The organism is Ureibacillus yapensis, from assembly GCF_003515775.1.
GTDB classification, from domain to species: domain Bacteria; phylum Bacillota; class Bacilli; order Bacillales_A; family Planococcaceae; genus Ureibacillus; species Ureibacillus yapensis.
In genome coordinates, this window is the sequence record NZ_QWEI01000006.1 from 133,530 (window position 1) to 158,075 (window position 24,546).

22 protein-coding genes are annotated in these 24,546 nt (G+C 39.8%); 16 read left to right on the forward strand and 6 right to left on the reverse strand.

Going from position 1 to position 24,546, the window contains the following annotated elements:
- Nucleotides 1-234: 234 nt before the first annotated feature.
- Both D1B33_RS12355 and D1B33_RS12360 read left to right on the forward strand, forming a co-directional pair.
- Nucleotides 235-2,037 (forward strand): carbon starvation CstA family protein, encoded by a 1,803-nt coding sequence (locus tag D1B33_RS12355; protein ID WP_118876703.1) that lies wholly within the window; start codon nucleotides 235-237, stop codon nucleotides 2,035-2,037.
- Nucleotides 2,038-2,300: 263 nt separating this feature from the next.
- Nucleotides 2,301-2,573, forward strand: a complete 273-nt coding sequence (locus tag D1B33_RS12360) for a CC/Se motif family (seleno)protein (protein WP_118876704.1) — start codon at nucleotides 2,301-2,303, stop codon at nucleotides 2,571-2,573.
- A gap of 112 nt (nucleotides 2,574-2,685) precedes the next feature.
- Here D1B33_RS12360 and D1B33_RS12365 read toward each other — a convergent pair whose 3' ends face one another.
- The 3 genes from D1B33_RS12365 to D1B33_RS12375 form a co-directional block, all read right to left on the reverse strand.
- Nucleotides 2,686-3,012 carry a DUF779 domain-containing protein gene (locus tag D1B33_RS12365; protein WP_118876705.1) on the reverse strand — a complete coding sequence of 109 codons (327 nt, stop codon included), beginning with the start codon at nucleotides 3,010-3,012 and terminating at the stop codon, nucleotides 2,686-2,688.
- Between the two features lies 1 nt (nucleotide 3,013).
- Nucleotides 3,014-4,534 carry an acetaldehyde dehydrogenase ExaC gene (gene exaC / locus D1B33_RS12370; protein WP_118876706.1) on the reverse strand — a complete coding sequence of 507 codons (1,521 nt, stop codon included), beginning with the start codon at nucleotides 4,532-4,534 and terminating at the stop codon, nucleotides 3,014-3,016.
- A 268-nt stretch (nucleotides 4,535-4,802) separates the two neighbouring features.
- The gene (locus D1B33_RS12375) at nucleotides 4,803-5,315 is read right to left on the reverse strand and encodes a DUF421 domain-containing protein (RefSeq protein ID WP_118876707.1); all 513 of its coding nucleotides are present in this window, start codon (nucleotides 5,313-5,315) and stop codon (nucleotides 4,803-4,805) included.
- A 173-nt stretch (nucleotides 5,316-5,488) separates the two neighbouring features.
- Between D1B33_RS12375 and D1B33_RS12380 the strand changes: the two genes are divergently transcribed.
- Nucleotides 5,489-5,983, forward strand: coding sequence for an LURP-one-related/scramblase family protein (locus D1B33_RS12380; RefSeq protein ID WP_118876708.1), 495 nt, complete (start codon nucleotides 5,489-5,491; stop codon nucleotides 5,981-5,983).
- Nucleotides 5,984-6,115: 132 nt separating this feature from the next.
- Here the strand turns inward: D1B33_RS12380 and D1B33_RS12385 are convergent, their stop codons facing one another.
- Nucleotides 6,116-6,907, reverse strand: coding sequence for a DUF2935 domain-containing protein (locus tag D1B33_RS12385; protein WP_118876709.1), 792 nt, complete (start codon nucleotides 6,905-6,907; stop codon nucleotides 6,116-6,118).
- 199 nt (nucleotides 6,908-7,106) lie between these two features.
- Entirely contained in the window at nucleotides 7,107-7,598 is a 492-nt protein-coding gene (locus D1B33_RS12390; protein WP_118876750.1) for a hypothetical protein, read from the reverse strand.
- A gap of 574 nt (nucleotides 7,599-8,172) precedes the next feature.
- Here D1B33_RS12390 and D1B33_RS12395 point away from each other — a divergent pair.
- From D1B33_RS12395 to D1B33_RS12420, 6 genes are all read left to right on the forward strand, one after another.
- Complete coding sequence (locus tag D1B33_RS12395; RefSeq protein WP_118876710.1) at nucleotides 8,173-10,626, forward strand: beta-glucosidase family protein; 2,454 nt, start codon at nucleotides 8,173-8,175, stop codon at nucleotides 10,624-10,626.
- 147 nt (nucleotides 10,627-10,773) lie between these two features.
- On the forward strand, nucleotides 10,774-12,411 hold the full coding sequence (locus tag D1B33_RS12400; protein ID WP_118876711.1) for a right-handed parallel beta-helix repeat-containing protein: 1,638 nt from the start codon (nucleotides 10,774-10,776) through the stop codon (nucleotides 12,409-12,411).
- Between the two features lie 241 nt (nucleotides 12,412-12,652).
- The gene (locus D1B33_RS12405; protein ID WP_118876712.1) at nucleotides 12,653-13,045 is read left to right on the forward strand and encodes a hypothetical protein; all 393 of its coding nucleotides are present in this window, start codon (nucleotides 12,653-12,655) and stop codon (nucleotides 13,043-13,045) included.
- A gap of 350 nt (nucleotides 13,046-13,395) precedes the next feature.
- The gene (locus D1B33_RS12410) at nucleotides 13,396-14,781 is read left to right on the forward strand and encodes an MFS transporter (RefSeq protein WP_199677411.1); all 1,386 of its coding nucleotides are present in this window, start codon (nucleotides 13,396-13,398) and stop codon (nucleotides 14,779-14,781) included.
- 177 nt (nucleotides 14,782-14,958) lie between these two features.
- Entirely contained in the window at nucleotides 14,959-15,870 is a 912-nt protein-coding gene (locus tag D1B33_RS12415) for a restriction endonuclease (RefSeq protein ID WP_118876752.1), read from the forward strand.
- An 18-nt stretch (nucleotides 15,871-15,888) separates the two neighbouring features.
- Complete coding sequence (locus tag D1B33_RS12420; protein ID WP_118876713.1) at nucleotides 15,889-16,296, forward strand: hypothetical protein; 408 nt, start codon at nucleotides 15,889-15,891, stop codon at nucleotides 16,294-16,296.
- A gap of 111 nt (nucleotides 16,297-16,407) precedes the next feature.
- Here the strand turns inward: D1B33_RS12420 and D1B33_RS12425 are convergent, their stop codons facing one another.
- On the reverse strand, nucleotides 16,408-16,839 hold the full coding sequence (locus tag D1B33_RS12425; protein WP_118876714.1) for a MarR family winged helix-turn-helix transcriptional regulator: 432 nt from the start codon (nucleotides 16,837-16,839) through the stop codon (nucleotides 16,408-16,410).
- A 115-nt stretch (nucleotides 16,840-16,954) separates the two neighbouring features.
- Here D1B33_RS12425 and D1B33_RS12430 point away from each other — a divergent pair, with 115 nt between their 5' ends.
- The 7 genes from D1B33_RS12430 (at nucleotide 16,955) to D1B33_RS12460 (ending at nucleotide 24,450) form a co-directional block, all read left to right on the forward strand.
- Nucleotides 16,955-17,539 (forward strand): NAD(P)H-dependent oxidoreductase, encoded by a 585-nt coding sequence (locus D1B33_RS12430; protein ID WP_118876715.1) that lies wholly within the window; start codon nucleotides 16,955-16,957, stop codon nucleotides 17,537-17,539.
- Between the two features lie 114 nt (nucleotides 17,540-17,653).
- The gene (locus D1B33_RS12435) at nucleotides 17,654-19,060 is read left to right on the forward strand and encodes a plasmid pRiA4b ORF-3 family protein (protein WP_199677412.1); all 1,407 of its coding nucleotides are present in this window, start codon (nucleotides 17,654-17,656) and stop codon (nucleotides 19,058-19,060) included.
- Nucleotides 19,061-19,739: 679 nt separating this feature from the next.
- Nucleotides 19,740-20,723: an aminopeptidase gene (locus D1B33_RS12440; RefSeq protein WP_118876716.1), complete on the forward strand. Its 984-nt coding sequence runs from the start codon at nucleotides 19,740-19,742 to the stop codon at nucleotides 20,721-20,723.
- 3 nt (nucleotides 20,724-20,726) lie between these two features.
- Nucleotides 20,727-21,722 carry a tripartite tricarboxylate transporter substrate binding protein gene (locus tag D1B33_RS12445; protein ID WP_118876717.1) on the forward strand — a complete coding sequence of 332 codons (996 nt, stop codon included), beginning with the start codon at nucleotides 20,727-20,729 and terminating at the stop codon, nucleotides 21,720-21,722.
- A 63-nt stretch (nucleotides 21,723-21,785) separates the two neighbouring features.
- The gene (locus tag D1B33_RS12450) at nucleotides 21,786-22,226 is read left to right on the forward strand and encodes a tripartite tricarboxylate transporter TctB family protein (RefSeq protein WP_118876718.1); all 441 of its coding nucleotides are present in this window, start codon (nucleotides 21,786-21,788) and stop codon (nucleotides 22,224-22,226) included.
- Between the two features lie 18 nt (nucleotides 22,227-22,244).
- Nucleotides 22,245-23,789, forward strand: coding sequence for a tripartite tricarboxylate transporter permease (locus D1B33_RS12455; protein ID WP_118876719.1), 1,545 nt, complete (start codon nucleotides 22,245-22,247; stop codon nucleotides 23,787-23,789).
- Entirely contained in the window at nucleotides 23,779-24,450 is a 672-nt protein-coding gene (locus tag D1B33_RS12460; protein ID WP_118876720.1) for a GntR family transcriptional regulator, read from the forward strand. Before D1B33_RS12455 ends, D1B33_RS12460 begins: the two co-directional genes overlap by 11 nt.
- Nucleotides 24,451-24,546: the final 96 nt, after the last annotated feature.

Below are 24,546 nucleotides of genomic sequence, written 5' to 3' on the forward strand. Positions count from 1 at the left end.
ATGTTATTATTGTGATATAACAGACTACGTATATCGATATATCAAATTTCCGGTTGTTTTATATAACATTATGCTTTTTATACTTGAATTTTCTTTCGCTCATAATAAAATTTTCTGCTTCATGTCTGTACTATAACAAGATATAAGCGAAATTCATTGTTTTTTGATTTTTTCAAAAAATACAAAAAGAATTCTAGTATCATATATTCTATATTTCTAAGAAGGAGGCACATTATGAATGCAATAACAATCGTAATAGGATCGATTTGTGTACTGGTCATTGCTTATCGATTTTATGGTATTTTCTTTACAAATAAAGTTTTAAAAATTAATGATTCTGAACCAACACCAGCTCATGAATTAAATGATGGAAAAGATTATGTGCCTACGAATAAATGGGTAGCTTTTGGGCACCATTTTGCTGCCATCGCTGCAGCCGGTCCGTTGGTTGGTCCGATATTAGCAGCTCAATTTGGGTATTTGCCTGGATTGCTTTGGCTATTGATCGGGGCAGTTATTGGTGGAGCGGTTCATGACGCCGTTGTCTTATTTGCATCGATGAAGAAAAAAGGGAAGTCTTTATCAGAAGTAGCAAGAGATGAACTGGGTCCTGTTGCTGGTTTCTGTACAGGATTGGCGATGTTATTTATCATTACCATTACGATGGCAGGTTTATCGATGGTCGTGATTAACGCATTAGTCGATAACTCTTGGGGAACGTTCGCAGTAGGGATTACAATTCCAATTGCCATCTTAGTCGGCATTGCTTACAAATTCACAGGTAATTTAAAGCTGACGTCTACTGTTGGTTTTATCTTGTTAATGGTAGGGGTATTTATTGGACCTTCTATTCAAGGTACGGCACTTGGAGATCTGCTTACATTAAATGCAACACAATTATCGATTATTTTGCCGGTCTATGCATTTTTTGCAGCTGCTTTACCGGTATGGCTGTTGCTAGCGCCGCGCGATTATTTAAGTTCATTTATGAAAATCGGTGTATTTATTGCGTTAATCATTGGGGTATTCTTTGTAAACCCGGTTATTGAGTTCCCAGCTGTAACAGAATTTGTTAATGGCGGTGGTCCTGTTATTGCAGGTCCGGTATGGCCTTTCATTTCGATTACCATTGCCTGTGGTGCGATTTCTGGTTTCCACGCATTTGTTGGATCAGGGACAACACCGAAAATGCTGAATAAATGGTCGGATATTCGCCCAATCGGTTTTGGTGCGATGCTTGTTGAAAGTTTAGTAGGGGTAATGGCGTTAATTGCTGCCACTGCTTTGCATCCAGGTGACTATTTTGCGATTAACTCGACACCGGAAGTATTTAGTACGCTTGGAATGGAAGTTGTGAACTTACCGCAATTAGAAGAAGAAATCGGTATGGATCTTGAAGGGCGTACGGGTGGTGCCGTAACGTTGGCTGTCGGGATGAGCTATATTTTCGCGAAAATTCCGTGGTTCTATAATTTGGCATCCTACTTCTATCAATTCGTTATCATGTTTGAAGCGGTGTTCATACTTACTGCAATTGATGCAGGTACGCGGGTTGCGCGATACTTAATTCAAGATTTCTTCGGTAATTTCTATAAACCGTTGAAAAAAGTAGACTGGCTGCCGGGGTCGATTTTTGCCAGTGCACTTGCATGTTTTGCTTGGGGTTACTTGCTATTCTCGGGCGATATCGGCTCCATTTGGGTATTGTTTGGTGTATCGAACCAATTAATGGCTACCATTGGCTTGGTGATCGGGACAACCGTTGTCCTAAAAATTGCCGATAAACGGTGGTATGCTTTAACTTGTTTAGTACCGCTTGTTTACTTATACGCAACAGTGAACGCCGGTGCATTTTGGATGATCAAAAACGTATACTGGAATACAGAAGCAAAAGGATTTAGTATGTTGAATGGTATTCTATCCGTCATCATGCTGGTATTAGGTTTAATCGTAGTAATTTTTGCGATTAAAAAGTGGATTGAGTTATGGAAGCATCCGCGCTTCAATCAACCGGCCACGATGAAACAAACAGTTTAATATCATTCAGCGGAAGTCTCCAGCTTTTATAAGTGGTAAGATGAATGCAAAAGTTATTTCAATTCAGTGGGGGTTCAAACCTCAGCTGAATGAAATTAAAGCCTCCGGCGGATGTCACAGATTTTAAAGGAAGTTTATCGAGCGAGCTCGATAAAATCTGGACGCAAATACGCCAAGGCGTATTTGATCCTGAGGGAGCGTCTGACAAAAGTCATTTGAAGACGCTCCTTTTTTCAAGATTAGATGAAAGTGAGTGATTTTTGATGCATGTCGAGTTGGATGAAAAAGTGAGAAGTTGGCTGCAGTCAAAAGGGAACCAACTTTCCGTAAAAACCATTGGGGTCAATGCTTGCTGTGCACCTCCCATTCAGGATTTTATAACGCATCTAGGAAAACCAAAAGATTTGCATAACTATCATGAAATCAAAGTAGACAATTTATCAATTTTCGTTGAAAAACATCTTTCTTCAAATGAAAAAATGACGTTAAAACTTACAGGATTGGGAATCTTTAAAACAATCAAAGCTAAGTTTTAGTGTATGAAGAAACCACCCACCGGTAAGTGTATCGCCACATTAGTTTTCCTCTGTCTATAAACGAAAACACCCTTCGCTCTATAAAGAAGCGAAGGGTGTTGTATTTAAAATATTATTCTATCTTTGCGGCACGGATAACGAAAGACTGATCCATTTTACTTTCCAATGAAAACGAATTGCCAATCCCATCAACCACATCAATAACAATTTGCAAATGCTGCCAGTAAGGAAAGTTTGACGTATGCATATAATATGGCACACCTGAAACCGTTCCGATTTGCTCATCCCGGCTGCCGAGATAAAAGTCGCCCGCAGTCATGCAAATGGGGGACGTTCCATCGCAGCAGCCTTCCGAATGAATAAAGATGAGCTCGCCATGTTGTTGCTGCAATTGCTCTATGACGTTTTGGGCAGCATCGGTCGCGATGACTTTTTCCATCTTAGAAGAAGCCCATGGATCCTTTGTTGTAGCCAACTAAAATACATTTCGTTTGTTGATAGTGGCTCAGCATCATTTGGTGGTTTTCACGGCCGATACCGGATTGTTTGTAGCCGCCGAACGCAGCATGAGCAGGGTATTGGTGATATGTGTTTGTCCACACACGGCCTGCTTGGACTGCACGTCCTGCACGGTAGGCGATTTCGCCATTGCGTGACCATACGCCGGCACCTAAGCCGTATAAAGTATCGTTGGCGATTTCGATAGCTTCGTCAAAATCTTTGAATGTTGTAACAGAAAGTACCGGACCAAAGATTTCTTCTTGGAAGATGCGCATTTTGTTGTTGCCTTTGAATACAGTTGGCGCCACATAGTAGCCTTCTGCCAAGTCGCCTTCCAATTTGTTTTGGTAACCGCCGATTAAAAGTTCAGCGCCTTCTTGTTTACCGATTTCGATATAAGAAAGGATTTTATCCAATTGTTGTTTGGAAGCTTGTGCACCCATCATTGTTTCCGTGTCTAATGGGTTGCCGATTTTGATTGCTTTAATGCGTTCCATGACTTTTTCTATGAATTTGTCGTAGATGGATTCATGTACCAACGCACGTGAAGGAGCAGTACAAATTTCGCCTGAGTTTAGCGCGAATAATACGAACCCTTCAATTGTTTTATCCAAGAACTCATCATCTGCATCCATTACGTCCGGGAAGAAGATGTTCGGTGATTTACCGCCAAGTTCCAATGTTACCGGAATGATGTTTTCAGTTGCATATTGCATGATGGAACGACCTACTGCAGTTGAACCAGTGAACGCGATTTTCGCGATGCGCGGGTTCGTTGCAAGTGGTTTCCCAACTTCCAGGCCTGTCCCTTGAACGATGTTAAGTACACCTTTTGGCAGAAGGTCCTGAATTAATTCAAGCAATACACTGATGGAAGCAGGTGTTTGCTCGGCTGGTTTCATCACGATACAGTTACCTGCAGCCAACGCTGGTGCGATTTTCCACGTTGCCATTAACAGCGGGAAGTTCCAAGGAATGATTTGTCCAACCACGCCAAGCGGTTCGTTGAAGTGATAAGCGACTGTATCGCCATTGATTTCACTGATGCCGCCTTCTTGTGCACGAATAGCGCCTGCGAAGTAACGGAAGTGATCCACGACCAAAGGCATATCCGCATTCAATGTTTCACGAACTGCTTTCCCGTTGTCCCAAGTTTCGGCAACAGCAAGCATTTCAAGGTTATCTTCAATGCGATCTGCAATTTTATTTAAAATTTGAGCGCGGTAGGCAACAGAAGTACTCCCCCAAGCATCTTTTGCCGCATGCGCTGCATCAAGCGCCAATTCCACGTCTTCCTCAGAAGAGCGAGGTACTTTCGTGAAAACTTGTCCAGTTACCGGTGAAATGACGTCCAGGTATTGACCGTTTACCGGTGCAACCCACTCGCCGCCGATAAAGTTTTCATATTGTTCCTTAAAGTTAACAATAGCGCCTTGTGAATTCGGATTTGCATATATCATCTAACTAAACCTCCAGTGTATTTAGTCTATTTTAGTAAGCTCATAAGATTCTCTGTCACAATTTCGACAAATTCCCCTATGACTCTATTATGCTCTTTTTTTATTATTTTGCAAGCGTTTTCAAATAAAAAATTACTGATTTTTTCTCTTAAATTACTAATAATTCATAATTCTCAGAAATAAATAATTGGAATATGAGTAATAGATTTTTAATTATGAGGGAATGTGGGAGGGTGGGAGTGTTGGAAATTAAAAGAGGCTGACCGGGTCAGTCCTCCTTTTCCACATTGCGGATTGTCGGCATTTCTTCTGAATCTGTCTTTTGAATAACTGAAAGGTTGCCGTTTGATTCAAGAACCACCGCCTCTACCTCCATCATTGAAGCAATCCCGGAGGAGCGGGCGGCCTGCAGAATCTCTTCCTCTTGAATCCTTGCTTTTTTCATCGTTGAGGAAAAATATTCTCCATTATAATAAAGCAATTCAGGCGTTGCTTTAATAAGTCCTTCAAAAAATTTTGAACGGACTGCAAGCCAGGCTCCCATATATTGCATTGCAATCAGCACGGCCATGGCTGTTATCCCGTCAGCAAGTTTTACTTGTTTATCAAGCATGATGGTGGACAGCACAGAACCAATTGCTACGGAAACGACCAAATCAAAGGCGCTAAATTCGGATAAAGTACGTTTTCCGGAAATACGTAGCAAAATAATTAAAGATATATAAGCCAAGATACCGACTATAATTGTACTGGCAATAGATTGCCATGACGAGAAGAACATAAGGACCCTCCTAAAAACTGTTCTATAGGTCCGTACCTTTGGTGGGCATTGTTCAAACTTCTTCATTGTAAAAGAACTCTAGGAAAAATTTGAAACTTTGAAGGTTCCAGAACCGTAATTTGAGTAAGAATACAAATATTTTAGTAGCAAGCTATATCGAAGGAGGTAAGAGAATGAAACACCTTTACATCAAGCAAAAGGTTTTCAGTATAAGCGGGAAATTTACAGTAAAGGATGAGCAGGAGCGGGATGTGTATTATGTGGAAGGCAGTTTTATGAGAATCCCGAAAACGTTCTCTATACTAAATGATACACGACATGAAGTGGCGCTGATCACGAAAAAAACATTCAGCTTTTTGCCGAAGTTCTTTGTAGAGGCGGGCGGCAGGGAAGTGATAACGATCAAGAAGGAGTTTTCTTTCTTTAAAGCCCGCTACACGATTGACGCGGCAGGCATAGAAGTACAAGGGAATTGGTGGGATATGGATTTTCAAATTATCCAACAGGGCCAAGTCGTCGGTAAAGTGAGCAAGGAGTGGTTTACTTGGGGGGATAGCTACAAAGTGCAAATACTGAACGAAGAGATGGAAACCATCGTGTTTGCACTCGTAATTGCCATTGACTGCGTGAAGGCGGACCAGGCTGCTGCTTCTTCGGCGTCGATTTGATGGATGGGATTTGCTGAAAATCTTTTTTTTGATGCGCAGGATTATTTGATAAAAGGCCTTAGCCCTATCGAATAAAAGGTTAAGGCCCATAACTATTAACATCTAAAAGTGTCGCTTACCATTTAAAAATACTTAATAATCACCAGTCAAACTTCTTTCGTACATATCGATAATTTCCAAAAACCTTTCTGCTTCCCTAAAGGTATGGTCCGCCAGAAGAGGGTGAATATTGCTTTTGATTCGACAAGCTTCTATTAGATCTCGTGCCGTCTTCTTAAAGTCTCTTAATGAAGTCACTGAAACGCGGTTTTGGTCCAAAAATTGACTTAGGATAGGTTGCGTTTCAGATTGTGGGCGCATATAGTCCAAATCAATCGCCTGGAAGAGCAGCTGATCAAAATCATGACTGAACTCTCTGGCTTGTTCTACTAATTTCCTTTCTGAAGGATCCAATAGATGTCCAATAAACTTCGCATGGTCGGCCATGATTTTCAGGAAAAATACATTCTCTTTAATAATATCATCTGCTTTTGGAGCGAGTATTCCTTGATTAAGTTCCTGCAGACGGTTTGCAAAATACGCGGCCTCTCTGCTGATATGATCAATCAACAAAGGGTAGTTATTTGATCTTATTTCACAACGTAATGTTAACCCCAACACTTTTCTCTTATATGCCCAAATGGCAACTGCGGCTTGGTAAACTTCGTTATTGAATGCTTGCACGAACCGTAAATCAGAGTTTATCGTGAGCTTACTTAACTTTTCCTCTATTCTTTCAAAAAGACCAATAAAATAGTTCGCTTCCTCGATTAACTGTTTTTGCTCGTACGTAAAACCCAAGCTTAAAAATAAAGCATGCTCTTTCATAATCCTCGACCAAAATTGTATTTCATCCAATGAACGTGCAACAATCGGATTAGCCATTAATGCCCCTCCTTTCTTAACACTTTCATGTATATGTAAAGATACTTTGTCCTAATGACTATTCTCCTGAAACAATTAATACTTGGATGCAAGTATTAATCTTTTAGTTAACCTAGTAACTTGCAGCGATCACCGGAGATATTTTGCCTATACCCTGAGGAGATTGCACGAAACGATGCAAGCATTTCGTGCAAATTTTTTAGCACCATACAATGATTTCGATAGGTGTAGTTTGCGAGGGGATGCTTCTGGTAGTGGGTCCATAGATGACAATGAGGTTATGGTTGGCAGGATTCTTCGTGAAAGGCTGCCAGTTTCTTAACAAAACAGGTGTATTTGGGGAAAGATTCAATTTTAATTGGCCATCCCTGCTAACGAGTTCGCTATTGAAAAAGTCTACTTTCACATTTTCGAAATTATTTTCTTTCACAACAATCAGTGCTTGGTATTGAGGCGGATAAATCAACGGAGCCGGCGCGTTGCCATCATAGTAGCCTGTAATCCTATCACCAACATTCACCGTTTCGGCGTAAACAAAGTACGTAGTAGGGGATATGACGAAATTCACGATGCCGCCTTGCATATTTTCGACCGTCATCAATTTATAACAACCTTCGCTTTCACCGTTTTGCCCAATCATAAAATCATTAATCTGCGTAACAATGCCTCGAAAAGCAATAAAATTTACCATATCCATCCCTTTCCCTCATGATGTCCGTTCTCCAAAAAAGACATGCATCCTTGGAAAAATCCTGTTCAAACTGTCTCCTTAATTTATGTGAAATGGCCAGGTTGGGTGATTGCATATGAGAAAGGTCTGGCTAAATAATCGGTTAGGCTGTAAGGAACCAAATAATTAAGAAGTTCACGGAAGAAAATACTGCTTCTCTTAGAGAACGGATGAGTTATGAGGATTAGTCAAAGTAATAGGGGACCTAGGCTGGCATGTTAAACGCGTTTAAGCAGAATGAATACTTCATATTCCAAACTCTCTCCATTGGAACATTCGACTATCAAAGTTAAATATATGAAAGCATTCTATAAATTAATATTAATAGAATAATAATTTATAATTGCCAATCAAATTTTTCGTTTAGCTAGTTTGTTAGAAAAACATTGTTAGAACAGGGTTTTGTGCCTATTTGCAATATGGAGGTAGTATTATCCTGTTGTTTTATTACTGAATTGTAATATAACATTCATATTGTTGTAATAGTTTTCTGCAATAATGAAACACGCAATAGAAATCAAAGGAGAGTGCAAGAGTGATAAAAAAGGTTGGTTCAATTTTATTGACAGCAACGATTACTTTGTCTTCGTTAGTTCCTGCAAATGCGGCGACTACTGGAACAAAGGAAATCGGACCCTGGATGAACACCCAGTTGTCAGCTGAGGAGCGCACGGAGCTGCTTCTTGACGAGATGACGATGGAACAAAAAATCCAGCAAATCGCTATTTCGCGATTCAATGAGAACGACAAAGGCGAGACAGTTACCATTAACAAAAAAGGTGAGAATGCGTACCAAAGCGGCGAATTTGCGCCAGAAGGTACTCTGCCTGGATGTGAATGGCAGGACACTGGCCGTCAGATTAAAGGAATTGAAGAGTTGGGAATTCCAACAATCCGTATGACTAACGGTGGTACGGGCGTAAAGGGTGGATCTTGCGGTAATGACCCAGAAGCAACGGGACTACCATCTACTCCTGCATTAGCAGCAACTTTCAACAAAGAGCTTAACTATGAAGCAGGCCGAATTCTTGGTGAAGAAACTCGTGCCTTTGCGCATCACGTGTTGCTTGGACCAGGTATGAACCTAATCCGTCACCCATACGGTGGACGTAACTATGAGTACTTCAGTGAAGACCCATACTTGACAGGTATCCTGGCGACTGAACAAACAAAAGGTATCCAGGACCAAGGTGTACAGGCACAGCTTAAGCACTTGGCTGGAAACGAGCAAGAGACTGAACGATGGACAATGGGCGTTCAGGTACCATCAAAGGCTATGAATGAGTTATACATGTTGCCTTTCGAAATGACCGTTAAAGATGCTAACCCAGCTTCTGTAATGTGTTCATTCCCGGATGTTAACGGAACATATGCTTGTGATAGCTCTGAATTGCTTCAAGATGCCCTACGCAGAAACTGGGGCTTCGATGGTTATGTAATGAGTGACCGTCGTGCGATTCACGACACGGTAGCTGCCATCAAGGCGGGTACGAATGTTGAGTTAGACTGGGCACCACAGTACTACACTGAGGAAAAAATTCAGGATGCACTTGACTCAGGTGCTGTAACTGAGGACGATATCGACAATTTACTTCGTCCACGCTACATCAAGATGATCGAGTTTGGCCACATGGATGAGCCTTACGACAAGTTCATGCCTGAAATCGTCGATCCGATTGCTAATGGTAAAAGTGCATTGAAAATGGCTGAAGAAGGTGCCGTACTATTAAAGAACGATAACAACTTCTTGCCATTAGACGGTGAACCGGATTCAATCGCATTAATCGGACTTGAGTGGTTCGCAGGTGAGGCAAAAATGTCTCCACGCTCTGTTCGAGACAATAACGAGAACGTAAATGCTCCTTACACGGTTACTCCGCAACAAGGACTGGAAAACGTAATTGAAGAATTAGGTTACGATACTGAAGTAACATACAACGATGGCCGTGATCCTGAAGCTGCTGCTAAATTAGCTGCTGAGTCAGATGTCGTCCTTCTAATGATTGGTGACAATCCGCATGAGACTGTTGACCGCGATACTTTAGGTTTCCCTGCAATTGATCTTGATAAACACAAAGAACGAGAAAACTTTGTAGAACAAGAGCCACTAATCGATGCGGTTCTAGAAGCCAATGCAGAAAACACAGCTGTAGTTCTAAAAACTTCAGGTACGGTACTTATGCCATGGTTGGATGAGGTACCAGCAGTACTTGAAGCTTGGTTCCCAGGCATGGAAGATGGAAATGCCGTGGCTAACTTGCTTTACGGTAAAGTGAATCCTTCCGGTAAGCTACCTATGACATTTGGTGCGACTGAGCGTGAAGCTGCCTTCGCGACAGAAGAACAATTCCCTGGAACGCGTCAAGATACTGGCAAGCCAGGTGGACCAGGACCATACGGTGACGGTTCCGACCAATTAATCGCTAAATACACTGAAGGTCTAGAGATGGGCTACCGCTGGTATGAAGCAAACGATGTGAAGCCAGTCTTCCCATTCGGACACGGTCTTTCTTATACAACTTTCGAGTATGATAATCTTAAAGTGAAAAAAGTCCACGGCAATAAAGGTTCTATAGCTGGTATTGACGTGTCCTTCACAATCACGAACACAGGCGATGTTGCCGGTAAAGAAGCGGCACAGGTCTACATGACACTTCCAGATGAAGCTGGTCAGCCAACTAAACGTCTTGTGAACTTCGAGAAGGTTGATCTTCAGCCAGGTGAAAGCGAACGTGTTACTGTTCGCATTAACCATGATGACTCCAACCACCCATTCTCTTACTTCGTTCCGGAAGAACCGGATAACTTGGCGAACTGGGCTGATGGCGAGTGGGTTACTGCTAAGGGTAAATACCGCGTACATGTCGGTGGTTCTTCAGCAGATACTCCGTTGGAAAAAGATATCCCGTTGAACTTCAAAAACAACAAGGATAACGGTAAAGGCAATAATGGAAATAAAGGAAACAATGGCAAAGGAAACTCTAAGTAGATCCTTGGCTACGGGATGAAACGTCGGCCCATTATGGGGTCGTCCGAACATCCGGAGGCGGTGGGCGCGTGCGCTCACCGCTTTTCTTATCGCTTCAATGAGCGATGTAAGGGTGATAATAATCCAGAAAGGACGTGAAAAAGTCTGATGAAAGAATCTGTTCGGAAAAACCGCCGAGGTCCTGTGCGTTGGTGGTGGGTGGTGCTTGGTCTGGTGGTATTCCTGACCGCATGCACCGTCGAAAAATCCGATGGACCAATCGAAAGTGATGAAGCTGTAGAAACTGATAGGCAAGTGGAGAACGATGAAGCTGTAGAAACTGACAGGCAAGTGGAGAACGATGAAACTGTGGACCCCGAAAATCCAACCGAGAGTGATAAAGCCGTAGAACCGGCACCATCCGAGAGCGGCGACTGGCAGGCCCCTGGTTTGGTTGATCGATCCGGCAAGCCGATTGAGATACCGGCGCCAGGTCCGGCCAAGGGGAGAACCCTTGACGTCACGGAATTCGGTGCAAATCCGGAGCCGGACTCAAACGATGACGCAGCAGCTATCCGGGCTGCCTTGGATGCGGCTGAACCCGGTGACGAAGTCCTGCTGCCGGCGGGCACGTATGACTTGCGCTCAACTGATCCAGCCGACGAATCGGCGAACATCGTGCTGAAAAGCGGTGTTGACCTTCGCGGTGAAGGCCAGGAGAACACTGTGCTGTTGACCTCCTTTGACGGCGAGGATGACAGCCGGGTAATCCGCGGCTCAGGCATCAACGATGTTATCGTCGCTGATTTTACCATCACCTCCCGTTATGAGGGCCCGCTCGGCGATGACCCTGACGACGGCGACGCGAGTGGTGGTCCGATGTACGGAATTTACCTGGGTGCCCATAAAGGGCAGGCTAGCTCCGAAATCCTAGTGGAGAACGTGAGCATCCGCAAGTTCGAGCGCCACGGCATCTCGGTCAAGAACAGCCGTGAAGTAACCCTCTCTGGAAACTATATCAGTGAGGCAACTGCCGTCGGTCCCGGTGGACAGGGCTACGGAATTGCAATTGAAGGTTCAGCGGATCAGCATGATCCGGATGCCTCCAACGATTCCCGCCACAATGTCGTCATCGGCAATACCTTTGATGGCAAGCATCTTCGGCATGCTATCTTGCTGCAGTTCCCCACGCACAACAATCTAGTGGCGAACAATACCATTGTAGGCAGCCACCTTGACGCAATCGACCTGCACGGCGAGGGTGAATACCTGAATGAAGTCCGGGAAAACACAGTCATTGGCGGGCAAAAGGCGGGCATCGCGCTGGGCAATTCCGGCGGGTCCAAGAACAAGCACGATGCCACAGGACCTGGAAACTGGGTGCACTCAAACAACCTGATAGGGAACCGTGAAGGAATTCTGGTCATCCTGGGAACTCCTGAAACACTTATCGAGAACAACAGAATCACTGCCAAGGACGATTCAAAAACTGGCATTGAGGTGCGCAATGGACCGGGCACGAAGGTGCAAGGTAACCAGATTACTGGAGGGACTGACGAGTTCTGGGCCATCCGGCTCAAAGAGGACCGCGGTACTGAAGGACGGGGCAAAGGAATCCCCTCTGACATCAGGATTAAGAGCAACGTCATTCGACAGGCAGCCAATGGCATCAGAATCGATGCAGGACAGAACCTCAAAGTGGTGGAAAATGATGTCTACGGAATTGACGGAAAAGAGCTAAAGATGGCCGACGGAATTAAAATAAGCGGGTCTGTTAAGAAATCCAGCTCCAAGTCGGAGCAGTAACGCTTGAATCAGCTGTACGTCCATATATTAAAATTAACCCAGCCTTCATCTAATTGAGGGCTGGGTTTTTTCTTATTATATTAGGTAAGAAAGCCGAAAATTCCACAAAATGAATAAGGTCATTCATCCCATTTTGGAGGAGACTCTGCATACCTATAGTGCTTTGCTAATACAATAGAATGATTGGATAAAGGCTTATTGATTACGTGCAAGTATTACCTTATATAGTGGGGGAAGATACATGAACGTATGGATACGGATTGCCGAATTGCTTTTGGGCATCATCTTTTTGGGAGCAGGTTTAAATGGGTACGTAGTGTTATTTGGATTTGAAGCTTTTGCTCCGACCAGTCCAGCAGCAATGGAGTTTTTAGGGGATGGCCATTTCTTGGCATTGGAAAAAGGTGTGGAAATCATCGCCGGAACCTTCCTGTTAATTGGTCGGTTCGTTCCACTGGTTTTAATTGTGTTAGCAAGTATTGTCGTTAACATATTGGCTTTTCACCTGTTTGTAGATTCCGATTTGCTTGTATTAGCGTTATTCGTTACGGTGTTGGAAGGATTCTTGGTATGGTATTATCGTGAAAGTTTTAAAGGGATATTGGAAGGTAAACCGAAAGTGAATAAAAAATGAATTAAGATTGTATTCTGATATAAAAGAATTTGATAAAAAGGCAGCAGCACCATTCCGCTTGTGGGTGGTGCTGTTTTGTTTGGGTATTCAAAAAGTCAAGAGGGCTTTTGGTACAACAGCAATCATATCCACTATCAAATATCCTTTTTAAAGTGAAATTGAACTTTTAATCTAAGTCATTTTAATAAATTTTCTTATCACTTATCAACTTCATGTATTACCTATATTTAGAATGTGTAATAGTTCGTAATACTTTTATCTTAAAATTGAAAAGTTTACTTTTCTAAAATAGGGTAATAATTAATTAACAAAAAAAAAGGGGAATCTTCCCCTTACATAATGAGGAGTTGGTGAACATTACTTCATCGATAAGGGAAACGAAAGAAAATAATAATGGAATGAAACAAGTATTAGCGGGTTCTGCATACGGAAATATGATTGAATGGTTTGATTATGCTTCATACGGATATTTAGCCACCATAATCGCCACTGTATTTTTTGCTCCAGGAAATGAAACGGCAGCGTTACTGAATACCTTTGCTGTTTTTGCATTATCCTTTCTGATTAGGCCAATCGGCGGGATGGTTTGGGGGCATTATGGCGACCGAATTGGCCGTAAAAAGATTCTCATTCTAACAATGTGTATGATGTCCCTATCCACATTTGCCATTGGTTTGATTCCGAGTTATGAAAGCATTGGAATATTAGCGCCAATCTTATTATTGGTTTGTCGTATTGTACAAGGATTTTCTGCTTCTGGTGAATACGCAGGTGCTTCATTAATGATTGCGGAGCATGCACCAAAGAAGAAGAGAGGTTTATTGGTCAGTATGGTTCCTGCCAGTACAGCTGCTGGTATGCTGCTGGGGGCAGTGGTGACGTCAATCTTGCAATTTTCATTAACGGCTGAAGCACTGGCAAGCTGGGGTTGGAGAATTCCATTTTTATTATCCTTGCCACTAGGTGCAATTGGATTGGTTATTCGATTAAAGATGGAGGACTCACCGGTATTTAATGAAATGAACGAAGATGAATCTTCTGAGAAACAACTTGGCATGCTAGAAGGAATTAAGAAATATAAAGGAAAAATACTGATTGCGTTGGGCGTTATTTGCTTAAATGCCGTTGGTTTCTACATTATCTTATCCTACATGCCGACCTATTTAACGACGGTATTAAAATTTGATAGTTTGCAAAGTACACTTATAACGATTTTTACATTATTCACGTATGTCGTCATGCTTCCGATTGTGGGGAAAATAACGGACCGCTTTGGAAGAAAACCGGTATTGATGACTGCATGTATTCTATTTATCCTATTCACTTATCCGATCTTCATGTTAATGAGTATGGGTGGAGCATTCACCATTATTTCAATGATCCTACTAGGAGCCATTTTGGCTTGTAATGATGGTGTGTTAGCTACATTTTTATCGGAAATGTTCCCGACAGAGGTAAGATATAGTGGATTCGGTGTTTCCTTTAATGCAGGGAATGCGGTTTTCGGCGGAACAGCGCCTTATGTGGCGACCTTCTTGGTTGCGGCAAGCGGCAACGATTTCGCACCAGCTTTCTATTTAATGGCTGGAGCATTGATCGCCCTATTTTCTCTCCTAAAAACAAAGGAAACTGTCAACATCTCACTGAATAATGTAAAACAAAAGAAAAGAAAAAGTGTAGTTTCCAAGCAATCGAAATATACGAAATACAAAGAATCAGTCATTGGTGATAGATAATGAGAAGTTTAGAAGATGGTTTTACTGTTTGAAAGAAGGCAAGTGGGGGAAAAGATTTCTTTTCCTCCACTTGTTTTTGTTTTTCGTAAAACGGTGTTTTCTCGGTAGAACATTTCCCATATCTACTGGCCCATCTTTGTTATAGTGTTTATAGGAGATAGAATGGAGGGAATAAATTTGGCTGTTCCAGGTTATCAAGATTTTATGTACCCATTTCTAAAACAATTGGAAGACGGTCAAGTATATAAATTACAGGACCTATATGTTTTGCTGGCAAACCATTTTAATTTAACGGATGAAGAAGTTGCAGAGAAACTCCCAAGCGGCAAGCAAACCATATTGAATAATCGAATTGGCTGGGCCAGAACTTACCTAAATAAAGCAGGGTTAATTCAGGTGGTAAGTAGAGGTGTTTTTAAAATAACTGAAGAAGGGTTAAGTGTACTAAATAATCCTGATGTGACTAGAATTGATCGGAAGTTTTTAACCAGATATGAAAACTTTAATGAATTTATCAATAATCAATCCGAAGATAAGAAAACACCGAAAGCATCAGTTGATGAGGAACAAACCCCTCGTGAACTCATTGGATACAACTATACTGTTTTGAAAAATGAACTTCAAGAATTGTTATTAGATAAAATTTTAGAATGTTCACCTATCTTTTTTGAAGGATTGATTGTCGATTTAATTGTAGCTATGGGCTATGGCGGGTCTGTCAATGATGCGGGAAGAGCCATTGGTAAATCAGGAGATGAAGGTATTGATGGTATCATCAAGGAAGACGTATTGGGATTGGATATGATTTATTTACAAGCGAAACGATGGAAAGTGGATTCGACTGTTTCAAGACCCGACATTCAAGCATTTGTTGGAAGTCTGGTCGGTAAGAAGGCCTCCAAAGGAATTTTCATCACGACAGCTAAATTTTCTAAAGAAGCTAGATTATATGCGAGTTCAATCGATAAAAGAGTCATTCTGATTGATGGACAAGAACTGACTGATTTGATGTTTAAGTACAACGTAGGAGTATCCAATGTAGAAGTTTATACTATTAAAAAGATAGATTTGGACTTTTTTGAAGAATGATAGGAGTGTGTTGAAATTATGCCATCCAGTAAAAATATAAATAAGGCATTTGAAAAAGTTGAATTGAAAGGTTTGGCGTTAGATGCTTACCTGACGAATCAGTTACCGGGTGTAAGGAAGGTTGCAGAAGAAGAATTTACATATGGATATAAGAAAGTCAGAGCAGACGGCAGTTTTACCAATAAATTTGCTACCCTGATGATTCTTAGAGGTTTTCCGGCATTAGTACTTCATATAGGCAAAAGAACAGATAAAGAAGGCCTTCGAATGCAGGAAGATGTGGATCGAATATTAAATCGTGCATATGAAAGAAATGCAAATCAAATGGAAGAAAAAGCACATGAAGTTTTTATTAGGCTGGATTGGGTTAATAATCTGAATGATTTAAAACCATTCATCGATAAGGTATATGAAAAGAGAGATTAATTTTAGTTGTAACAGTAAACCTCCTCCGTCTTCTAAAGGCGGAGTTTTAGTAATTTTAAGGATAAATATATAAATGAGCTCCCTTTCTGGCGGGAGCCGCTAATGTTCAGCCTAAGGATAAAACAGCTTATTCTGCAACGTATCCAATGCATACTCAATATCCTTTAAATCTTCTTCCGAAGCATTCTGTATTCGATCTATAAAACGAGCTTCTATGATTGCAAAAGCTTCGCTCATTACCGCCTTTCCTTCATCCGAAAGACGAATGGATTGTTTTCGTCGATCTTTGCTATCCATTATCTTTTCAATTAAATTTTTTTCACTTAACTTGCTAAGTTCACGACTGGTATTTGAAAAGGCCATATTCAGGCAATCATTAATTTCACTAGGAGTCGTAGAGTTGTTCACGGCAATGAATTCAAGAATTTTATATTGAACTTGCGAAATGGAATCCGGTTTTGCATTTTTCGTTAATTCATTTGTTACACGGTGGACAGAAGCTGTAAATGATACCATTTTGTAAAAGAGCTCTTTATTATCCATTCTCTCACCTCTTAAGACACGATAGCAAAATAGTTATCTAAAAACAATTATCAATTGATAAATAAAAATGAAAATGCTAATATTTGGTTATCAAATGATAATTAAGGGGTGCCCTATGAAAATGTTGATTGTTTACACATATCCCAACCATGGCAGTTTAAATTATGCATTTTTACAAAACGTCATCAGAGGCAGTAAAACAAATCCCAATGTTAAAGAGTTGAAGGTATTGGATTTATATGATGAGGGATTTAATCCTCTCTTAGTATTTAACGAGCACAAACGGAGACGCGACATACATACTGACCCTGAGCTTGAAAAATACAGACAACAAATTTCATGGGCTGACAAAATTGTTTTTATTTATCCCATTTGGTGGGGAAGACCCCCTGCGATGCTTCTTGGATATATAGACCAATTATTTGCATCGAGCTTTGCCTACAAAGATAAAAAGGGGCTTTTTCCGGAAGGGCTGCTGAAAGGAAAGTCCGTTATATGTATTTCAACCATGAAAGGGCCAACCCACTATCCATTTCTTTGGTTGAACAATGCACATAAAATGTTAATGAAAAGAGCATTGTTTCATTTTGTGGGAATCAAGAAAGTGAAGTTCTTTGAATTTGGAAATATGGAAAGTCCAAAGGGGAAACAAATGAAAAAACTGGAGAAGATCTATCGTTATTTTAAAAGGTTAGATTAACAGGATGTAAGTAATGGTGAGTTAAATAAGATTTTAAGTGTAAACCATTCTAAACCACCATATGTTTATACAAAAAATTATAAGCTATACTATTGATAGCTAATGATAATTTAAATGAAACTAGGTGAACCATTGAAAGCATATATTCTAAAACTTACATTCGAGGAGATTCAGCCCGAAGTGTGGCGGCGAATAGTTTTGCCTGCAGGAGCTACTTTTAATCGATTGCATGAAACTATTCAATACGCAACGAATTTTCAGAGTGAATTGGAGCCGTATCATTATTTCGGAATAGATATAGAGAATCTGTTCATAACCAACAATGAAAGGCTATTGGAGGATTACAAGAATCAGCCATATGATGATTTAAAGGTAAAACAGCCTACAAGAATAAAAATAGATAACTATCTTGAAAAACATAGAGAAATCTTTTATCAATATGATTTTGGCGACGCCTGGCGCATTAAAGTGGCGCTTGAAGATATTGTAGAAGATTATTATTTTGGGTATCCAACGCTTCTAGATGGGGAAGGGATGGCGCCGCCGGAGGACGTGGGTGGACCAGGTGGATACGAACAATTTTTAAAAGTCTATCAAGATCCAACGCACCCTGAGTATTTATCAACTTATGCGTGGGCGGAAAGAATGGATTTTTTGCCTCTTGATATGGATGAAGTAAATGACCAACTAAAACGAGTTAAATATAAAAAAACAGAGTGGGAACACATTGATCACGACAATTATTTTGTGCTAGACGATCAATACCGCGGTTCGGATTATGTGGATTTAGAAGGGTTGCCAAATAAAGAACGAATCATTCAATATGCCGTGGCTTGTACAAATTTATATGGGCTCATTGAATTCCCGGCGTTTTTGAAAATTTATAATGCCCAAAATGAACCCTCCTTGTCCAGTAAGGAATTATGGGCATTGTTTACGAATCCTCTGTATGCAAAACAATTAGAAAGGCAACATGCTTATGTTCTGAAGAATGCATTTATCCATGAGGCATTCGATATGGTAGAGGATTACGAACTTTTTATTGCAAGCGTGATTGGCAAGCCATTCTATGTTCCTGAAAAAGAGGAATTATTACGCTATACAGATGATTTTTATTATGAAAAGACCAGCCATCAAGAAAAATTGGCGAAGATGTTAGCGAAGGATTTTTTCGGTGGGAGTACACTGATGGTCAAAGAAGAAATCGATGAAATAGTTGGCCAATTCCAACTGGTTGGAGTGAACTTTAACGAGACTCTACGCGAATTGTTAGGACGCTTTGAATTTAATGATTTAAAACAAGCCAACGAGTATATTCAAGCCATCACCAAGATTGCGAATACCACACGTCTTTGGGAAAACCGCGGCCATACGCCGGAGGAACTTTCGAAAATGAGTAACCAATATAAGGATCCATTACCAGCCACTCAACTAAAAGTACTTAGTGGAGGGAAAGTCGGCCGAAACGACCCATGCCCATGCGGCAGTGGAAAAAAACATAAGAAATGTTGTGGGAAGTAAGCCTCCTGTTTAGTAAACGTAATCTGATAGTTATTTTACGAAAGAAAATACGTCTTTTTTTAAAGTTAACTAGGAATTTTTATTTCTTGCTTAAAAATCTCCACTTTTTACTCATACCGGACAATTGAAGGGTGAATAAGCAAAGTGAAATCAACATGTATACTTAATTTTTTTGTCAACTTAGTTGATAAAATTGAAGAAAACGAGAGAATAGCTTTTTGTAAACTTAGTTGACAAAGAATTGCGACTATAGAATTGAAACTCATGGTGGTGTAGGCCGTTGAGTGAAAAGTGTATGTTATTTTAAGAAATTGACGTGAACTGCTTAAAACGCTTTATTAATATAAAATTATCCTTGCTGATCTTTATTAGGAATTCACATACCGTTAATAAATGAATTAGGAAGCGGCATAACAATGTCCATAAAATTAAATATGAAAAATGAACGCATCCTGATATAGTTTAGATTTTTTGAAATATCGAAGCAAAACGGCTCCGCCTAATATAGGTGGAGTTTTATTTTTACAGGAAAAGTAATTAGGCTTTAAAAGCCTACGTGATAAGTGGGAATTAATTTTCGGAAAAACTTTTTAAATTTTCTAAATTCTATAGAATATAGTATTGACTAAATTTGTATATTTATTCTAAGATATACTTAATTTAACAAGGGGGGTTCGTTATGGAGAAGATATTGATGGCCAAAGGATCAAAACAGGTTGTAGAAGTATGTGCACAAGTTAAACCGGGAGAGATTGTTTCCATTATTGCTGAACCAAAAACAATTGAAATTGCAGAAAGTATTGCAGCTGCTGTGACAGTAGTTGGTGCTGAACCTACTATTCTCTTAATTACACCTAGACATACTGATGGTGCTGAACCACCAGTAAATGTTGCAGAAGCAATGAAGTCTAGTGATGTATTTATTAGTGCGGTTTATACATCAATCACACATACATTCGCAGTCAAAAATGCAGTGAACAATGGTGCGAGAGGAATTATGTTAACACAATTTGAAAATAAAATGTTGATTAAGAGCGGTGTCCATGCTGATTTCCATGCAGCTGCACCAGTTTGTAAATCAGTTGCACAGTATTTAGAAAATGCAAATGAAATTCATTTAACGACTACTCACGGCACAGATTTAAGGATGTCAGCAAAGGGGCGTAAAAGTAATGCCATGACCGGAATTGTTGAAAGTGGAGAATTTGCTCCAGTTCCAACAATCGAAGCAAACGTTTCGCCACTTGAAGGAAGTGCTTCCGGTAAAATCGTTGTAAACGCAAGTATTCCTTATATCGGTATTGGGATTGTAAAAGAGAATGTGATTGTAACAGTTGAGAATGGGTTAATTACTTCCATTGAGGGAGGTCATGAAGCAAAAGTTCTTCGTGAGAATCTAGCTTCTAAAAATGATCCGAACGTTTATAATATCGCTGAAATTGGTGTTGGTCTAAATCCTGAATGCCAATTTAATGGTTTGATGTTAGAAGATGAAGGAGTATTTGGCTCAGTTCATATCGGTATTGGATCAAGCATTACGTTAGGTGGAACAGTGAAAGCTGCCTGCCATTACGATCTTATTATGACAGAAGTCACTTTAGTTGTTGACGGCGTCACAATCATTAAAGATGGCGAAGTACTAGTTAATAAAGTGGGGGTCTGATATATGAAAAAACTTTTATTATCATTTTTATTACTCATTACCTCTGTCATTTTGTTTGCATGCTCGGGGTCAGAAAGCTCGGATGGTGAAAAGATAAGTGTTAATGCAGATAGCACAGATTCATATCCTACAGAAACATTAAATGTCATCATTCCTTTTGGAGCTGGTGGTGGTACGGACCTTTATATCAGAAAGATTATGGAAATTATGGAGTCGGAAGACATCTACACAAAGAACATTAAAATTGAGAACCGTGAAGGTGGAAGTGGTGCAACTGGTTGGGGCTTCTTTACAAATCAAACAGGGAACCCATACTATGTTTCACCAACAAGTGCAAGTTTATTTACAACACCTTTAGTTTCTGAAGTTGATTTCTCTTATGAATCCTTCACACCAATCGCTTTAATGGGTGCAGACGATTTATACTTCCTAGTAAATGCTAACTCGAAATACGAAACATTAGATGACTTTATCGCAGCTGCAGGCGAAAAGAAAATGAAAATTGGTGGAGTTGGACAAGTAAGTGATGAAATGATTATTCCTTCTTTATTTGCAAAAGAAGCTGGCTTCGAATTTGATTATGTTCCATTCCAAAGTGCAGGTGAATTAGCAACAGCTTTACTTTCAGATAGTCTAGATGCAATTGTAGGGAACCCTGCACGTTCACTTGGACAAATTGAAGGTGGACTTATGAAACCTTTAGCATTTTCAGGTTTAGAGCGTATCGAACATACACCTGAAGTTCCTACATTTATCGAATTAGGATACGAAGTAAACTTATCTCAACCACGTGGTATTTTATTACCCGGTGAAGTGGACGAAGAAGTAAAAAAATGGTGGGTTGATGCGATGAAACAAGTTTCCGAAACTGAAGCATGGAAGAAGTACCTAAGCGATAATGGAATGTCAGAATACATGTTATTCGGCGATGAATTCACTGAATTTTTAAATAAAACGAATGAAACATTTAAAACTTCACTAGAAGACACAGATAAGTAATGAAAAAGACTCTGTCGTTTTGACAGAGTCTTACTTAAATAAAGGGGAAAAGGGGTGGACATCATGACGATGAAAAATATATTCAATCTCTTAGTTTTTATTGCGTCTGCTGTATATTTTTCACTAGCAATATCATTACCATTTATGAAAGATGGAGTCCCGGGAAGTGGATTTTTACCGAAGATGATCGGTGTATTATTAATTGTATTAACAGGTTATGATTTGGTTCGTAATTATAAGAAAAATAAGGAGGATTCATTTAACCTAACCTATTTAAGAGATTTAAGTTTGCTAAGTTTAGCATGTTTAGCCTATGCATTTTTATTTAATATTTTAGGATCTTTAGTATCTACAGCTTTATTTGTTTTTATCGTTCTGACGTTATTAAGTAAAAAGACTTGGAAGCGCAATATTATAACAACAATCATATTTTCAGCCTTTATTTTCCTATTATTTGAAATTGCATTGAATGTAGGATTACCAATGGGCATATTTGAGAGTTAAAGGAAGGTGAGATAAACTATGGCTGATTTTTTTACTAATATGATTACTGGATTTTCTGCATCATTAACCTTCACAAATGTCCTTCTCTTATTTGCGGGGGCATTTATCGGGATGATTATCGGAATCATCCCTGGTTTCGGGCCTTCAGCGGCCATCGCTATTTTATTACCAATTACTTTATCGTTTGATCCAACAGGGGCAATTATTATGTTAGCAGGTATTTACTATGGATCACAGTATGGTGGAGCGACTACATCAATCCTAATTAATACACCCGGTGACTCAGCTGCTGTCGTCACTACTTTTGATGGCTATCCTATGGCGAAGCAAGGGCAAGCTGGGAAAGCGTTAATCACCCAAGCAATCGCATCTTTTGTTGGAGGGACTATTGGTGTTGTCTTAATATTTGCTTTGGCACCAATGTTCGCAAAATTAGCGATGAAATTTGGTCCACCAGAATATTTCTTATTAATGCTTCTGGGGTTACTAACATTAATTTGGATGACAGATGATAGTAAGTTGAAAGGCTTTATTTCAGCACTGATTGGTCTTGCCATTGCAACGGTAGGTGTAGACGTTATTACTGGCAATCAGCGGTATACTTTCGGATCGCCCGAATTAATTAGTGGTATTAGTTTTATCACGGTTACAATTGGTTTATTTGGCATAGGTGAATTATTATATCAAGTATATGCAGGGGCACATGGAGATGCCGAAGTTAATAAAAATGTTGATTTATCGCTTCGAAATAAAAAGAATTGGCCAAGTTGGGTTGAGCTGATGGCAAATAAATTTGCTTTTTTAAGAGGCTCAATCGTTGGATTCTTAGTTGGGGTACTTCCTGGTGCAGGGGCAACCGTTGCATCATTCTTCTCTTATTCAATTGAGAAAAAGGTGTCGAAAACTCCAGAAAAATTCGGAACGGGTTATATGCCTGGACTAATTAGTCCTGAAGCCGCGAATAATTCAGCGACTTCTGGTGCAATGGTGCCTTTATTAACTTTAGGAATTCCAGGTTCTGCATCGACGGCCATATTACTTGGTGCATTCTTAATGTATGGTTTACAACCAGGTCCACTATTAATGACGACAAACCCTGAAATGACTTGGGGTATTGTATCAAGTATGTATTTAGGAAATATCATTTTACTTGCGATTAATATAATAGCCATTCCGTTTTTCTTGTATATTGTGAAAGTACCGTATAAATTAATAATTCCAATAATTGTAGTATTATGTCTAGTAGGAACATATAGTTTAAATCATAGTATCTTAGATGTTTGGCTTCTTATTATTTTTGGCATTATTGGTTTCTTTATGAAATTATATGGTTACTCTCCGGCAGCCCTTGTTCTTGCGTTAGTGTTGGGTCCAACGGCTGAAAATACACTTAGGCAGTCGTTAATTATGTCTGAACAAGGATTAGGAATTTTCGTTGCTCGACCTGTGTCTCTAATCTTTTTATTAATCATTTTAATCATTATTACCGCACCTTATATTAGCAAATTAACCAAACGAAAAAAACAACCAGTGATGGAGGAATCGAGTAATATTGAGTATTGACAATTTAAAAGATATCAAGAGGAAAACGCTAAGTACAATTGTATACGAAGACTTAAAAACAGCCATTATTAATGGAGAAATTGAGCCTGGCACTCAATTGAAAGAAAATGAAATCGGGCAACAGTTAAACGTAAGTGCAACGCCAGTCCGTGAAGCATTTCGACGACTTGCATCAGAGGGTTTAATCAAAATTATCCCTTGGCGTGGTGCAATTGTTCAGTCTTTCAATGAAAAGGAAATGGAAGACGTATATGCTTGCCGAGAATCATTAGAAGTCTTAGTCATTCAGCTAGCAATTGATAATATTGATGAAGTAGGATTGCAGCAATTAGAAGAGTTAGTAGACCAATCACTTGAAACGATTGATGCTACAGAATTTTATGAAATCAATACGAGTATTCATAACGTATTGCTCAAGTACGCAAACAATCAAATGTTAGAAAAGCTACTATCTCAAATAAGTGAGATAGTTTTACATGACCGGAATTTCTCTTCGTACAGTTTAATTCGTAAACAAGAAATCTATCAAGAACATAAAGATATTATTGAAGCCGTTGCGGAAAAGGATGTAGCGAAAGCAGAATCGGCCATTCGCACTCATATTCGAAATGGTTTTAATTACATCAAGAGTTATAAAAAGATAGAAGGGAATTCAAACTAGTTTTTCAAGAGAATTCTTTGAATTTTAATATACTAAATCCTTCTTTACTAGTGAATTATTGTTTAGTAAAGTAGGATTTTTTTGTTCTTCAAGGCT

Bases quoted from the DNA above. Each gene is read 5' to 3' on its own strand.
- D1B33_RS12375 (WP_118876707.1), bottom strand. From the start codon at position 5,315: ATGTTCTTCTCGTCATGGCAATCTATTGCCAGTACAATTATAGTCGGT.
- D1B33_RS12440 (WP_118876716.1), top strand. From the start codon at position 19,740: ATGGAGAAGATATTGATGGCCAAAGGATCAAAACAGGTTGTAGAAGTA.
- D1B33_RS12390 (WP_118876750.1), bottom strand. From the start codon at position 7,598: ATGGTAAATTTTATTGCTTTTCGAGGCATTGTTACGCAGATTAATGAT.
- D1B33_RS12450 (WP_118876718.1), top strand. From the start codon at position 21,786: ATGACGATGAAAAATATATTCAATCTCTTAGTTTTTATTGCGTCTGCT.
- D1B33_RS12430 (WP_118876715.1), top strand. From the start codon at position 16,955: ATGAAAATGTTGATTGTTTACACATATCCCAACCATGGCAGTTTAAAT.
- D1B33_RS12400 (WP_118876711.1), top strand. From the start codon at position 10,774: ATGAAAGAATCTGTTCGGAAAAACCGCCGAGGTCCTGTGCGTTGGTGG.
- D1B33_RS12420 (WP_118876713.1), top strand. From the start codon at position 15,889: ATGCCATCCAGTAAAAATATAAATAAGGCATTTGAAAAAGTTGAATTG.
- D1B33_RS12435 (WP_199677412.1), top strand. From the start codon at position 17,654: ATGAAACTAGGTGAACCATTGAAAGCATATATTCTAAAACTTACATTC.
- D1B33_RS12405 (WP_118876712.1), top strand. From the start codon at position 12,653: ATGAACGTATGGATACGGATTGCCGAATTGCTTTTGGGCATCATCTTT.
- D1B33_RS12385 (WP_118876709.1), bottom strand. From the start codon at position 6,907: ATGGCTAATCCGATTGTTGCACGTTCATTGGATGAAATACAATTTTGG.
- D1B33_RS12445 (WP_118876717.1), top strand. From the start codon at position 20,727: ATGAAAAAACTTTTATTATCATTTTTATTACTCATTACCTCTGTCATT.
- D1B33_RS12365 (WP_118876705.1), bottom strand. From the start codon at position 3,012: ATGGAAAAAGTCATCGCGACCGATGCTGCCCAAAACGTCATAGAGCAA.
- D1B33_RS12425 (WP_118876714.1), bottom strand. From the start codon at position 16,839: ATGGATAATAAAGAGCTCTTTTACAAAATGGTATCATTTACAGCTTCT.
- D1B33_RS12455 (WP_118876719.1), top strand. From the start codon at position 22,245: ATGGCTGATTTTTTTACTAATATGATTACTGGATTTTCTGCATCATTA.
- D1B33_RS12380 (WP_118876708.1), top strand. From the start codon at position 5,489: ATGAAACACCTTTACATCAAGCAAAAGGTTTTCAGTATAAGCGGGAAA.
- D1B33_RS12360 (WP_118876704.1), top strand. From the start codon at position 2,301: ATGCATGTCGAGTTGGATGAAAAAGTGAGAAGTTGGCTGCAGTCAAAA.
- D1B33_RS12355 (WP_118876703.1), top strand. From the start codon at position 235: ATGAATGCAATAACAATCGTAATAGGATCGATTTGTGTACTGGTCATT.
- exaC (WP_118876706.1), bottom strand. From the start codon at position 4,534: ATGATATATGCAAATCCGAATTCACAAGGCGCTATTGTTAACTTTAAG.